This window comes from Pseudomonas sp. TMB3-21 (genome assembly GCF_054898145.1).
Map to the genome: position 1 here is coordinate 4,558,498 of NZ_CM142718.1, position 13,978 is coordinate 4,572,475.

Annotated in this window: 13 protein-coding genes; 3 read left to right on the top strand and 10 right to left on the bottom strand. The window is 60.6% G+C overall.

Features of this window, described 5'->3' with window-relative positions; translation table 11 throughout:
• Positions 1–48 precede the first annotated feature (48 nt).
• Complete coding sequence (locus tag ACYZTS_RS20685; RefSeq protein WP_028622750.1) at positions 49–324, top strand: peptidylprolyl isomerase; 276 nt, start codon at positions 49–51, stop codon at positions 322–324.
• A 72-nt stretch (positions 325–396) separates the two neighbouring features.
• Here ACYZTS_RS20685 and ACYZTS_RS20690 read toward each other — a convergent pair whose 3' ends face one another.
• From ACYZTS_RS20690 to ACYZTS_RS20735, 10 genes are all read right to left on the bottom strand, one after another.
• Complete coding sequence (locus ACYZTS_RS20690) at positions 397–1,314, bottom strand: sugar kinase (protein WP_461991722.1); 918 nt, start codon at positions 1,312–1,314, stop codon at positions 397–399.
• A gap of 129 nt (positions 1,315–1,443) precedes the next feature.
• Positions 1,444–2,661, bottom strand: a complete 1,218-nt coding sequence (locus ACYZTS_RS20695) for an amino acid deaminase (RefSeq protein WP_461991724.1) — start codon at positions 2,659–2,661, stop codon at positions 1,444–1,446.
• A gap of 39 nt (positions 2,662–2,700) precedes the next feature.
• Positions 2,701–3,465, bottom strand: a complete 765-nt coding sequence (locus tag ACYZTS_RS20700) for an IclR family transcriptional regulator (protein ID WP_461991726.1) — start codon at positions 3,463–3,465, stop codon at positions 2,701–2,703.
• Positions 3,466–3,610: 145 nt separating this feature from the next.
• Positions 3,611–4,000, bottom strand: coding sequence for a RidA family protein (locus ACYZTS_RS20705; protein ID WP_461991728.1), 390 nt, complete (start codon positions 3,998–4,000; stop codon positions 3,611–3,613).
• A gap of 39 nt (positions 4,001–4,039) precedes the next feature.
• Positions 4,040–4,831: an amino acid ABC transporter ATP-binding protein gene (locus ACYZTS_RS20710; RefSeq protein WP_028622745.1), complete on the bottom strand. Its 792-nt coding sequence runs from the start codon at positions 4,829–4,831 to the stop codon at positions 4,040–4,042.
• Complete coding sequence (locus ACYZTS_RS20715) at positions 4,828–5,490, bottom strand: amino acid ABC transporter permease (RefSeq protein WP_461991730.1); 663 nt, start codon at positions 5,488–5,490, stop codon at positions 4,828–4,830. Before ACYZTS_RS20715 ends, ACYZTS_RS20710 begins: the two co-directional genes overlap by 4 nt.
• An 8-nt stretch (positions 5,491–5,498) precedes the next feature.
• Positions 5,499–6,161: an amino acid ABC transporter permease gene (locus ACYZTS_RS20720; protein ID WP_461991732.1), complete on the bottom strand. Its 663-nt coding sequence runs from the start codon at positions 6,159–6,161 to the stop codon at positions 5,499–5,501.
• Between the two features lie 52 nt (positions 6,162–6,213).
• The gene (locus ACYZTS_RS20725; protein WP_028622742.1) at positions 6,214–7,062 is read right to left on the bottom strand and encodes a transporter substrate-binding domain-containing protein; all 849 of its coding nucleotides are present in this window, start codon (positions 7,060–7,062) and stop codon (positions 6,214–6,216) included.
• 330 nt (positions 7,063–7,392) lie between these two features.
• The gene (locus tag ACYZTS_RS20730) at positions 7,393–8,952 is read right to left on the bottom strand and encodes a TerC family protein (protein WP_461991733.1); all 1,560 of its coding nucleotides are present in this window, start codon (positions 8,950–8,952) and stop codon (positions 7,393–7,395) included.
• Positions 8,953–9,335: 383 nt separating this feature from the next.
• Positions 9,336–10,205 carry a LysR family transcriptional regulator gene (locus tag ACYZTS_RS20735; protein ID WP_461991735.1) on the bottom strand — a complete coding sequence of 290 codons (870 nt, stop codon included), beginning with the start codon at positions 10,203–10,205 and terminating at the stop codon, positions 9,336–9,338.
• A 155-nt stretch (positions 10,206–10,360) separates the two neighbouring features.
• On the opposite strand from ACYZTS_RS20735, the gene ACYZTS_RS20740 reads away from it, so the two are divergent.
• The gene (locus ACYZTS_RS20740) at positions 10,361–11,929 is read left to right on the top strand and encodes an MFS transporter (protein WP_461991737.1); all 1,569 of its coding nucleotides are present in this window, start codon (positions 10,361–10,363) and stop codon (positions 11,927–11,929) included.
• Between the two features lie 13 nt (positions 11,930–11,942).
• Positions 11,943–13,667, top strand: a complete 1,725-nt coding sequence (gene poxB, locus ACYZTS_RS20745) for a ubiquinone-dependent pyruvate dehydrogenase (protein ID WP_461991739.1) — start codon at positions 11,943–11,945, stop codon at positions 13,665–13,667.
• Positions 13,668–13,978 lie beyond the last annotated feature (311 nt).

The following is a 13,978-nucleotide window of genomic DNA, read 5'->3' on the forward strand; positions in this document are numbered from 1 at the left end:
GCATAATCGCGCGCCCCGCTGTCACCACCGTTGCAAGGTATCGTCCTGATGAAAGCTCAAGCCCGCCACATCTTGGTGAAGACCTCGGAAGAAGCCGAGCAACTGAAACAACGCATCGCCAAGGGTGAAGCCTTCGATGTGTTGGCCAAGAAATATTCCACCTGCCCGTCGGGCAAACGTGGCGGCGACCTTGGTGAAGTGCGGCCGGGGCAGATGGTCGGGGTGATTGATGCGGTGATTTTCAAGAAGCCGCTGCGGGTGGTGCATGGGCCGGTGAAGAGCAAGTTTGGCTATCACTTGGTGCAGGTGTTTTATCGGGATTGAAGAATGCTGCACACAGTCCACTGTAGGAGCGAGCCTGCTCGCGAATCGACTGCGCAGCAGGCGGCCATTCCATCACCGCGGAATCAACGCCCCCGGCACCTGAATAACCCGACTCGCCAAACGATGCCCCGCTTCAGCTGCTTCCTCCGGATCGCCACCTTTCAGCCGACAGGCCAGGTATGCTGCACTGAACGAATCCCCCGCCGCTGTCGTATCCACTACCCGCTCGACCTTCTGCGCGGGCACTTCAAACACCTCGCCTTCACACCGAATCAAACACGCCTCCGCGCCGCGCTTAAGCACTACCTCCGACGTACCAATTTGCTCATACGCCGCGAACACCGCGTCGCAATCGGAAAAGTGAAACAGTGCCTGTTCGTCTTCGACGGTCAGCAGCGCCAGATCTAAGTGGGGCAGAACGCTGCGGTAGGCGGCCCGCGCATCTTCGACTGTCGCCCACAGGCGTGGTCGATAGTTGTTGTCGAAGACGACTCGTGCACCCCGCATGCGCGCTTCGATCAGGGTTTCCAGCAACTTTTCGCGCCCCTGCGCGCCCAGCACTGCCAAGGTTATGCCGCTGAAATAAAGCACGTCGTACGTTGGCAATGCCGCCAGAATCGGTGCGGCGGCCGCGGTGGTGAAACATTCGCGCACGGCGGCTTCGTTGCGCCAGTAGAGAAACCGTCGCTCGCCAGCTGCGTCGGTCTGGATGCAATACAAACCCGGCAGGCGACCCGGCAAGCGCTGGACCATCGAAAGGCCGACGTTCTCCTGCGCCCAACTGCGACACATGGCATCGCTGAAGCTGTCATCGCCCAGCGCAGTGACGTAATCCACCGAACCCTCGCTGCCCAGTTCGCGGGAGAGATAGACCGCCGTGTTCAAAGTGTCACCGCCGAAGCTTTGTTGCAGCGTGCCGTCGGCGCGTTGCTGGAGCTCGATCATGCATTCGCCGATCAGGGCGATGCGCGGGGAGGTTCGGGTATTCATTGGAATAAGGTCTCTGCCGTAGCGATGTTGTCTGGATGGCCCTCATCGCGAGCAGGCTCGCTCCCACAGGAAACGCATTCCAGTGTGGGAGCGAGCTTGCTCGCGAAGGCCGCACCTCGGTCCAAAACCTTAAAAACAGGTTTCCATGGTCTCGATGACGTTCAACTGCTCATCCACCAGACAGCCGACCCGCCACTTGTCAAAGGTCAGGCACGGATGGGAAGTGCCGAAAGAAATGATATCCCCGACGCGCAAGTCAACGCCCGGCGCCACGCTCATGAACGCATGCTGGTCCATGACCGCCGTCACTTTGCAGGCGCTGACATCGTCGCCCGTTGCCGGAATCGCGTCCGCTTTGTAACGCAGCAATGGTACCGGCAAACCGGCGTCATACGCGACATCGCGCTTGCCCAGTGCGATCACCGCTAACCCCGGTTCCGGCAGCGACTGCACGTGCGCCCATACTTCCAGCGCCGGACGCAGGCCTTCGTGCAGATCGCTGCGCCGGTCGAGCACGCAGCATTGCGCTTCCTTGTAAATGCCATGATCGTGCGCCACGTAACTGCCCGGGCGCAGCACGCTGAGGAAACGCCCGCCGGCATTCTGCGCTTCGAAAGATTCCGCGATCAGGTCATACCAGGCTGATCCCGAGGCAGTGACGATCGGCTTGGGAATGGCGAAGGCGCCGCTGTCCTGCAACTGCACGGCGAGACGCACCAGGGACGCTGCAAATGCGCGGATGCCGGTTTCCGCTTGATCGCCGTGGATCACCCCTTCATAACCTTCGATGCCAGTCAGCGCCAGGGCCGGTTGCGCATTGATGGCTTTAGCCAGAGCGACCACTTGATCTTCGGTGCGGCAGCCGCAACGACCACCGACCACGCCGTATTCGATCATCACGTTGAGGCGCACACCGCGCGAGCCGAAATACGCGCCCAAGTCCGCAACGTTGTCCGGGTGATCGACCATGCAGTGAAATTCGAATGCCGGGTCCGCCAGCAGGTCGGCAATCAGCGCCATGTTCGGCGTGCCGACCAATTGGTTGGCCATCAACACCCGGCGAACGCCGTGGGCATAGGCCGCACGGGTTTGCGTGGCGCTGGCGAGGGTGATGCCCCAGGCGCCCGCGTCCAGTTGCCGGCGAAACAGCGCCGGGGTCATGCTGGTTTTGCCATGGGGCGCCAGTTGCGCGCCGCTGTTGCTGACGAAGGCCTGCATCCAGCGAATGTTGTGCTCCAGCGCCTCGCGGTGCAGCACCAGCGCGGGCAGGCTGACGTCGCGCACCAGGTTGGCGCCGGTGTGTGCAGCGCCTTTCTCCACGGCGGCTGAAGAGTGGACAGAAGACATGTTCAAATTCCTCATGTACGCGGCCGTGAGCAGCCGCTGTTATTCGTTGATGCGACGCGCCAGGCTGTTGGCGCTGTCGATCAGCACCCGGCGATAGTCGTTGTGGTTTTTCTTCGCATCGGCGCGCGGGGCGACAATGCACAGGGTCGCGATGGCCACGCCGCTCGGGTCTTTGACCGGGGCGGCGAAGCAATGCGTGAAGGTGTCGGCGACGCTGTCGAAGGAGAAAAAACCGTCAATGTGCGCCTGACGGATCTCCGCCAGAAACTGCTCCAGCGGCAGACGCTCGCCATCGGGCAAAATGAAGTCGTCGGGGTCGATCAGGTCAGCGATGGCCTGGTCGCTCAAGTGCGCGAGCAGCAATCGTCCGGAAGCCGTCCACGGGATTGGCGCGTTTTCACCGATGTCCGAAGAAATGCGAAAGTGCCGCTCGCCCTCCTTCATCAACGCCACGGTGTATTTGCGTCCGTTAAGCAGGCACATCTGCGCCGTTTCACGGGTTTGGCTGACGATCTCCTGCAACGCGTGATCGGCTTCGCGGGTCAGGTCGAAATGGCGCAAGTGCGCCTGGCCGAGGAAGTACAGCTGCCGGCCGAGGTAGACGTGACCGTCCTTGCCGACGGGTTCCAGAATACGGCGTTCCAGCAGCGAGGCGACCAATTCGTAGACCGTGGATTTGGGGCTGCCGATGCCGCTGGCGATTTCATTCGGGCGCAGCGGCTGGCCGATTTCCTTGAGAAAATCGAGAATATCGAACGCCCGATCCAGGCCCCGGGCCCGGCGTTTGATGGTGTCTTCGGTCATGTCAGTGATTCCCATACAAAGTGCCGGGAGTTTAACCAGAGTGCGTCGTCGACAGTTAGGCCGCCATCGCGAGCAGGCTCACTCCCACACAGGAATGCGTTGCCTTGTGGGAGCGAGCCTGCTCGCGAAGAATCCACCGCAGGGTTCAGGCCTTTTTCTTGTACGCAATGCAATCGATCTCGACCTTGCAATCCACCATCATGCTCGCCTGCACACACGCACGCGCCGGTGCGTGCTCACTTTTGAAGTACTCGGAAAATACCTTGTTGAAACTGGTGAAATCCCGCGGGTCCTCCAGCCACACGCCCGCACGCACCACGTCCTCCAAGCCATAACCGGCCTCTTCGAGAATCGCGATCAGGTTCTGCATGGTCTGGTGGGTCTGCTCGACGATGCCACCCGTAATGATCTCTCCGTCGACCGCCGGCACCTGTCCCGAAACGTGCAGCCAGCCATCGGCTTCAACGGCTCGGGCGAAAGGGCGAGGCTGACCGCCAGCGGCGGTGCTGCCAGTGCCGTAACGAGTAATGCTCATGAGTGTTTCTCCTGATGTAAAAATGAATTCTGTGAAAAATCAGAACCGCGTGTTCTTCAGAAACTCGGCCAGACGCGGTGACTGCGGGCGTTCGAACAATTCCTTGGGCGGTCCCTGTTCCTCGATCCGGCCCTGATTCATGAACACGATCTTGTCCGAGACTTCGAAAGCGAAGCGCATTTCGTGGGTCACCAGCAGCATGGTCATGCCTTCATCTGCCAGGCCTTTGATCACGTTCAACACTTCTGCCACCAACTCCGGATCCAGCGCCGAGGTGACTTCGTCGAACAGCATCAAACTGGGGTTCATCGCAATCGCCCGGGCAATCGCCACGCGTTGCTGCTGGCCACCGGACAACTGCCCGGGAAAGTGATCGCGGCGCTCAAGCAAACCGACGCGCTCCAGCCATTTTTCGGCCAGCGCAACCGCCTCGTCCTTGTGCATCTTTTTCACCTTGAGCAAGCCGAGGGTGACGTTCTGCAGCGCGCTGAGGTGCGGGAACAGGTTGAATTGCTGGAACGCCATACCGGTCATCGCGCGATGCCGGGCGATGACTTTTTCCGCATGCCGCACACGTTTGCCGCCGACCTCGTCATAGCCGATCGACTCGCCGTCCAGCAGGATTTGTCCGCCCTGGAATTCTTCGAGCATGTTGACGCAGCGCAGCAACGTGGTCTTGCCCGAGCCGCTGGAGCCGATCAGTGTGACGACATTGCCGCGCTGCATGGTCAGGTCGACGCCCTTGAGCACTTCGAGCTGACCGTATTTTTTGTGCAGCCCGCGAATGTCCAGCAGGGGCTGAGCGCTGGCGATAGTGGTAGGTTGAGTCATGGCAAGGCCACCCGCTTTTCAATGTGCCGGCCGAGTAATTCGATGGCGTAGTTGATGACGAAAAACAGAAATCCGGCGAACAGGTAAAACTCCAGCGTCATGAAGGTGCGCGCGATGATCTGCTGCGTACTCAGCAGCAATTCCGCCACGCCGATCACCGACAACAGCGTCGAGGCCTTGACGATCTCGGTCGAGGAATTGACCCAGGTCGGCAGAATCTGCCGCAGTGCCTGGGGTAACAACACGTAGCCAAGGGATTGATAAAACGTCAGGCCAATCGCCTTGCCCGCCTCCATCTGGCCACTGGGTAAGGCTTGCAGCGCACCGCGCACAATTTCGGCAACGTGCGAGCCGCAAAACAGCGTCAGGCCCAGTGCTCCGGCCTGGAACGCGCTGATCTGCCAACCCAGTGCCGGCGCCATGTAAAAGCAGGCCAGCACCAGCACGAACACTGGCGTGCCGCGAATGACGTCAACGTAAAAGCGGAACGGCGCACGCATCCAGAACCTGCCGTAGGTCAGCACCAGCCCGGTGACGATGCCGAGCATCGTGCCGAACAAAATTGCCAGCGCCGAGACTTGCACGCTGGTCAGAAAGCCTTGCAACAGGACTTCCCGCGCCACCCATAATTCATGCAACCAACTGGGGGATTCGTACATGGGGCCTCCTATCGGCGGATCGCCAGACGCCGCTCGAGGTAACGCAGCATCATGGCAATGAGGTAACAGGCCGCTACATAGAGCGCGGTCGTGACCATCCAGGTTTCAATCACCCGGTAGCTTTCGACGTTGATCTTGCGCGCGTAATAAGTCAGCTCCGGCACGGCAATCGCCGCGGCCAGCGAGGTGTCCTTGAACAGCGAAATAAAGTTGTTCGACAGCGCCGGCAGCACGTTGCGCAGCATCACCGGCACGGTGACGTACGCCTTGACCTGCCACTCGCCGAGCCCGATTGCCAGGCCGGCTTCACGCTGACCCTTTGGAATGCTCAGCAAACCGCCGCGGAACACTTCGGTCAGGTAAGCACCGGCGTACAGCGACAGGGTGATGATGAAAGAGGGAATCTTGTCCAGACGAATGCCAAGGCTCGGCAGCGCGAAGTAGATCAACAGAATCAACACCAGAATCGGCGTGTTGCGCACCACCGTGACATACACCGACGCCAGCACCCGTAACGCGCGATGCTTCGACAACAAGGCAAACGCCATCAGCAGGCCGATCACGCAGCCGATGGCGATCGACACCAGTGCCAGTTGCAAGCCCAGACCGAGCCCCACCAGCAACGTGTCGAAATCGCGCCACACGGCGGCAAAATTCAACTGATAGTTCATGGTCAGCAGTACCTTGAACAGGGCGCGTCAGCCGCGCCCTGCCCTCACGGGATCATTTGAATTCGGCAGGGAAACCAATGGCGGGGGTCGGCAGATCGACGCCAAACCATTGTTTGAAGGACGCCGAGTAAGTCGGGAATTCAACGCCGGTCATGGCTTCATGCAGTGCAGTGTTGACGAAGTTCAGCCAGTCCTGATCGCCACGTTTGACCGCGCACGCATAGGTTTGCGGGCTCCAGGCAAAAGCCGGGCTGCGATAACGACCCGGGTTCTGCACCATCAGGTATTTCACTGACGACTGATCCGTCGCCGCCGCATCCGCGCGCCCTGAGTTCACCGCCTGATACATCAGGTCGACGCTGTCGTACTGATCGACCTTTGCCTTGGGCAGCGCCTGGTGCACCAGTTCTTCGGCGTACACGTTTTGCAGCACCGCCACGGTTACGCTGTCATCGCCGGCCTTGAGGTCTTCGATTTCCTTGTATTTGCTGTTGGCCGGCAGCAGCAGGCCGACGCCTTCGCGGTAGTACGGCAGCGTGAACGCCACCTGCTGCGCGCGGCTGGCGGTGACGGTGATGAACTGGCAGCTCATATCGACCTTGTCGGTCAGCAGGTTGGGAATCCGCGCATCGGACGACTGCACCACGAATTCGACTTTTTCCGGGTCGTTGAACAACCCCTTCGCAACGATGCGCCCGATATCGATATCGAAGCCCTGCAACTTGCCATCCGCTCCCTGGAAGTGCCACGGCGCATTGGTGCTGCCCGTGCCCACGATCAATTTTCCGCGGGCCAGAACGCTGTCGAGCTTGCTGTCTGCCGCTTGCGCGACACCCACAGCAGCCGCAGTGGCCGCGAACACAAGTACACACGCTTTTAACAAAGAAGGACGGCGATGCATGGCAAGCACTCCAGGGTGATGTATATTCCGATATACCGGACGTTGGTGTGTAACAGCGGAATAGACAGCAGAAAGTGTGCCACAGGATGTGGACGTCCTGCAGGAGATTTTGAAATGTGTTTTGAATCAGAGGGATGGGGGAAATTGCCGTTTTAGTCTTACGGCAATGGAAATCTGGAGGCGCTACCGATGGCCACGGAGCGCGGGTAGCAGGTTCACATTTGGTGCGCATTTCCTGTGGGAGCGCGGCTTGCCCGCGATAGCATCAACACGGTCTCGCTGATACACCGCGGCGCCTGCATCGCGGGCAAGTCTTATGCAGCGACGCGATTACTCGCCGATCCGCGCCAGCAACACCCGCGTCACCCGCCGCTCCTCCACCGCCACCACGGTCAGCCGCCAGCCTTCCCACTCCGGGCTGTCACCGATCATCGGCAACCGGTCCAGCAGGCTCACCACCAACCCCGCAAGGGTTTGGTAATCCTCGGTAGGTTCCGCCGCGAATCCGGTTCGCTGGCGCACGCGCATCAGGTTCAAGGCGCCGCTGACGATGAATCCGCCCTGGTCTTCGACAACGTCAGGGCCTTCGATCTCGCTGGCATCGGGCAATTCGCCGGCGATCGATTCAAGGATGTCGGTCATGGTCAGCACACCCACGAAATCGCCGAACTCGTTGACCACAAAGGCAATGTGCGTCGAGGCTTTGCGCATTTGCTCCAGGGCATTGAGGATCGAATAATTGTCCAGCAGATTAATGGCCTGACGCGCCAGGTGTTCCAGGCTTGGCTCGTTGCCGGCCAGGTATTCCTTCAACAGTTCCTTTTTGTGCACGAAGCCCAACGGTTCATCCACGGCACCATTGCGGATCAGCGGCAGCCGCGAGTAGGACGAGTGCATCAGTCGCGTGCGAATGGTTTCGGCATCGTCGGCCACGTCGATAAGATCGACGTCGGCGCGCACGGTCATCAATGTGCGGATCGGTCGCTCGGCCAATTGCAGCACACCGCTGATCATCACCCGCTCGCGACGGTCGAACAGCTCTTCACTGGGCGTTTCGCCGTTATCCAACAGGTCGGCAATTTCTTCGCCAACTTCGTCCGAGGCCACTTTGCGCCCGCCGAGCAAACGCAAAACAGCATGGGCCGTGCGTTCGCGCAGTGGAAGCACGCCTTGCGCCGACTTTTTGCGCCGCGCCCGGGCGATCTGGTTGAAGATTTCGATCAGGATCGAGAAACCGATGGCGGCGTATAAATAGCCTTTCGGGATGTGGAAGCCCAAGCCTTCGGCAGTCAGTGCGAAGCCGATCATCATCAGGAAGCCCAGACACAGCATGATTACGGTCGGGTGGGCGTTGACGAACCGGGTCAGCGGCTTACTGGCAACGATCATCAAGCCAATGGAAATGATCACCGCGATCATCATGATTGCCAGTTCATCGACCATGCCTACAGCGGTAATCACTGCATCGAGCGAGAACACCGCGTCGAGCACGACAATTTGCGCCACGATTGGCCAGAACATGGCGTAGGCCGTATTCGACGAGCGCTCGCCGATGTGGCCTTCGAGCCGCTCGTGCAACTCCATCGTGGCCTTGAACAGCAGGAACACACCGCCGAACAGCATGATCAGGTCGCGTCCGGAGAAGCTCTTGTCGAACACCTCGAACAACGGCTGGGTGAGCGTCACCAGCCAGGAAATACTGGCCAGCAGGCCCAGGCGCATCAGCAGCGCCAGCGACAGGCCAATCAGCCGCGCGCGGTCACGCTGCTCCGGTGGCAGCTTGTCAGCAAGAATTGCGATGAACACCAGGTTATCAATGCCGAGCACCAGCTCCAGCACGATCAACGTCAACAGGCCCAGCCACGCGGTGGGGTCAGCAATCCATTCCATAAAAATGTCTCGATCTCTTCAGTAAATTCAGAATGCCGGGCACGGCAAGGCGCGGCTCAGAGGCCGTGGAATTGCAATGGCAGAAGGATTCAGAAGGCGAAAGACCGGGTGCTTCGTGTGCATCGAGGCAGCGCGTTTGCGCAGGCATAAAGAGAAACCGGGAGGCTCCAGGAGGGTGTTCATGCAAGTCCAGAAAGGAAAAAGGCCTTGAAGAGTACAGTCTGCAGCGACTTTTCCTACAGGGGGAATTCATTACAAAATCTGTAGAAACCCATTCACGCTTGATACAAAACTATAGAAGCGAAGCTTGATCGCGATTGCCGCACCAGGGTCCAACGCCCGTTCACGAGTAGGTTGCTCCGCGCGTTGACCCGACGAAAACCTCAAGAACCCTGCCGCACCCGCTCGACATACCGTACCACCGCCGCCGACTTTTCAAACCGTCGATACACCAGCGACAACCATGAACTCGCTTCACACCCCTTGATCGACCGGTACACCACACCCGGCAGCCCCACATGCCCAACCACCGATTCGGGAACCACCGCCACGCCCTGCCCCAGCGAAACCAGCGCCAGCACCGCTACCAACCCTCCCGGTTGAGGACCGAGCCTGGGCGCGAATCCACCCTCGGCAGCCACCTGCAAGGTGCCGCTGATCTGCTCCGGGAGGACGAACATCTCAGCCTGCAAATGCTCGGGGCCGATGTCCGGCAAGCGGCACAACCACGACTCTGCGGATAACGCGAGGACAAACCCCTCCGCGTCCAGGCGAATCGCGTCGAGCCCGTCTGGCAGGTTCATGGGCGAGCGCACGTAACCAATATCAAAGCGTCCCTCCAGCACCAGCGCCGGCAAACTGACCATGGGATTTTCGCGCACGTTCAGACTGATATCCGGGCACTCGCGGCTGAAGGCCTGCACCTGCTTTTGCAGAAGCCCGGAGTAAACCGCCGAGGCCACGTAACCCAATTCGATGTGGCCAATGTCGCCGCGGCCTGCACGCTGGGCATTGCGTTGCGCGGCTTCGAATTGGCGAACAGTGGCTTCGGCCTCGACGAGCAGTGCGGCGCCCGCCTCGGTCAAGCTGACTTCGCGGGTCTGGCGCACGAACAGCCGCGTGCCAAGTTCGCTCTCCATGTCCTGGATCTGCCGCGTCAGCGTCGGTGGCGCGATGCCGAGTTGCTCGGCAGCACGGGTGAAGTTGCCTTGGCGGGCAACGGCCAGGAAATAGCGGAAATGGCGAATGTCCATTGGCGCATTAGCTCAAAGGTAATGAAATGCCGGTCCCTGGCTAATAAAAAGACTCAGCGGTCGGGCTAAGCTCATCTGTCACTACAGTAGAGAGCCGCGGCCATGCACGTCAAACCCCTTGTTCCTGCCGATATTGCCCAAAAGGCAACCGCCTCATGAACGGGGTCAGTCCGCGCCTGACCCTGCTCACCGCGTCCGGAGTGTGTTCGCTGATTGTCCTCGACACCAACATTGTCGCCGTGACGTTGCCGACGATCGCCCGGGATCTGGGGGCCAGTTTCGCGGACATCGAATGGGTGGTCAGCGCCTACATGCTGGCGTTCGCGGCATTGCTGCTGCCCGCCGGGAGCATCGCCGATCGCTTCGGACGGCAGAAAACCCTGATCTGCGGTCTCGGCATTTTCATCCTCGCTTCCATTGGCTGCGGCGCCGCACCGAGCGCGTTGTTCCTCGACATCGCCCGCGCGATCAAAGGCGTGGGCGCGGCGCTGCTACTGACGTCGGCGCTGGCCTCCATCGGTCACACCTTTCATGACGAAGTCGAGCGTGCCAAGGCCTGGGCGTTCTGGGGCGCCTGCATGGGCGTGGCGATGACAGCGGCGCCAACACTTGGCGGTGCGATCACTGAATACATCGGCTGGCGGTGGATTTTCTATCTCAATCTGCCCGTCGGCCTGTTCTTGATGGCGATGGTCTGGCGCGCTGTGCCGGAATCCCGTGATCCGCAATCGGCACGGCTTGATCCATGGGGAAGCGTGGCATTCAGCGCCAGTTTGCTGTGCCTGATCTGGGGCCTGATCGAGGCGAACCGCATCGGCTGGAGCCATCCGGTCACCTATGTCCGATTGATCGGCGGCGCTGTTTTGCTGGGGTTGTTTGTAGTGATCGAACGCGTCCAGCGACGGCCTATGGTTGACTTGCAACTGTTCAGGCATCCGCGCTTTATCGGCGCGCTGCTGGGCATGTTTTTATATGCCGGCTGCGCTCAGGTGATGATGACGCTACTGCCCTTTTATCTGCAGAACGGCTTGGGCTTTTCTGCCATCGCCTCGGGTCTGGGCATGCTGCCGTTCGCCGTTACCATGCTGATTTTTCCGCGCATCGGCGTGCGTCTGGCGCGTCGATTCGCGCCCGCGACCATCATGGCGGCCGGCCTGACGCTGGTCGGCAGCGGCAACCTGCTCAGCGCCTGGGCGGTGAGCAGCGGCGGTTACCTGGTTTTCGCACTGGCGATTGCGGTGACGGGCGCCGGTGCCGGCCTGCTCAATGGCGACACGCAAAAAAACATCATGGCCTGCGTGCCGCGCGAGCGCACCGGCATGGCGTCGGGCATGAGCACCACCATGCGTTTCAGTGCGATCGTCTTGGGCATCGGTGTCTACGGCGCATTGGTGGCCCATCATACCGAACAACTGTTGCGTGACAGCCTCTTGGCGCAGGGTGGGCAGTGGCTTGATCACGCGCAGGAGATTGCATCTCGGGTGGTCGCAGGTGACATGACGGCGGCGATGAACCTGTTGCCTGAAGCGGCACGTACGCTGATTGAACCGTTGGCCCGCCAGGCCTTCGTCGGTGGTTTCAGCGTGTTGCTGTGGGTCGCGGGTCTGCTGTCTCTAGTGGGCGCGCTGGTGGTCGGCACGCTGATGCGCAAACCGATCCCGATCAAATCGCCGGGAGTCATGGACGCCATGCCGCTGTCCCTTGTAACCAAGGACACTCATTAAGCGGGAGCACCGCATGGCGAAAATCACCCTGGCCCAGCAATTGGCAACCACCCTGGAACAGGCCGGCGTCAAACGCATCTGGGGGCTCACCGGTGACAGCCTCAACGGCCTCACCGAAGCGCTGCGCAGCATGGACAGCATCGAATGGATGCACGTGCGCCACGAGGAAGTCGCGGCGTTCGCGGCCGGTGCCGACGCTGCCGTGACCGGTGAGCTGGCGGTGTGTGCCGGCAGCTGCGGGCCCGGCAATCTGCATTTGATCAACGGGCTGTTCGACTGCCACCGCAACCATGTACCGGTGCTGGCCATCGCTGCGCAGATTCCGTCGTCGGAAGTCGGCCTGAATTATTTTCAGGAAACCCACCCGCAGGAATTGTTCAAGGAATGCAGCCACTTCGTGGAGCTGGTCAGCAGCCCGGCGCAGATGCCACAGGTGCTACATCGCGCCATGCGCAGCGCGATCCTTAATCGTGGCGTGGCGGTGCTGGTGATCCCCGGTGACGTAGCGCTGCAGGAAGTCGAAGACAACCTCAAGCCTTGGCCGATGCTGTCGAAACCGCGCACCCTGCCCGCGCCGACAGACCTCGATCGACTGGTCGAACTGCTGAGCCAGAGCAATGCCGTGACGCTGATGTGCGGGGCCGGTTGCGCTGGCGCCCATGACCAGGTCGTGGCGTTGGCCGATGCCCTTGGCGCGCCGGTTGTGCACGCATTGCGCGGCAAGGAACATGTGGAATGGGACAACCCGTTCGACGTCGGCATGACCGGGTTGATCGGTTTCAGCTCCGGTTATCACGCGATGCTCAACTGCGACACGCTGGTGATGCTCGGCACCGATTTCCCCTATCGCCAGTTCTACCCCACCGACGCGACCATCATTCAGATCGACCACGACCCGCAGGCGCTTGGTCGCCGTACCGCGCTGGACCTGGGCATCGCCGCCGACGTCAGCGAAACCCTCGCCGCCTTGCTGCCGCGCCTGCCCTATCGCGCTGACTGGAGCTTCCTCGAGTCGTCGCTCAAGCACTATGAAAAAGCGCGCAAAGGCCTGGACGATCTGGCGCAGCCCTCCGCGCCCGGTCGGCCGATTCATCCGCAGTACGTCACGCGTCTGCTCAGCGAACTGGCCGATGACGACGCGATTTTCACTGCCGACGTCGGTACCCCGACGGTGTGGGCCGCACGCTATCTGAAGATGAATGGCAAACGCCGCTTGCTGGGCTCGTTCAACCACGGCTCGATGGCCAACGCGATGCCGCAAGCGATCGGTGCGCAAGCAGCGTTCCCGGACCGGCAGGTGATTTCAATGTCCGGCGACGGCGGCTTCAGCATGTTAATGGGGGATTTCATTTCGCTGGCGCAGTTGAAGCTGCCGGTGAAAATCATCATCTACGACAACGCCTCGCTCGGCTTCGTCGCCATGGAAATGAAAGCCAGCGGCATGCTCGACACGGGCACCGATCTGCATAATCCGGATTTCGCGGCGATGGCTAATGCGATGGGTGTTCTGGGGATTCGTGTTGAAGAATCGGAGGACCTGGAAGCGGCATTGCGCCGTGCACTTGCGCATGACGGGCCGGTGCTGGTTGATGTCGTGACGGCTACGCAGGAACTGGCCATGCCGCCGACGATCAAGCTGGAGCAGGCCAAGGGGTTCAGTTTGTACATGCTCAAAGCGGTGATGAGCGGGCGTGGTGATGAGGTGATCGAGCTGGCGCGGACCAATTTGTTCCGCTGACGCACCCGGATTGCTCTGGCGCCATCGCCAGCAGGCTGGCTCCCACCTTCAGGGGGCTGCCGTGGGAGCAAAGCTTGCTCGATTCCAGGGACCGACATGTTGTGGGAGCAAAGCTTGCTCGCGATGGCGGTCTCGGATTTTGCAGGACTTTTGAGGGGGTACTCGATCGGCTGTAGGAGCTGGCCTGCCGGCGATGGCGATGTCTTGGGCTATCAGGTTTTGCGGGTGTACATATCCATTGCTGCGGTGATGGCTTTTATTGGTTTCGCCCTTACGGCGAGTCACTTGGAAAAGCCCCAAGTAACCAAGGG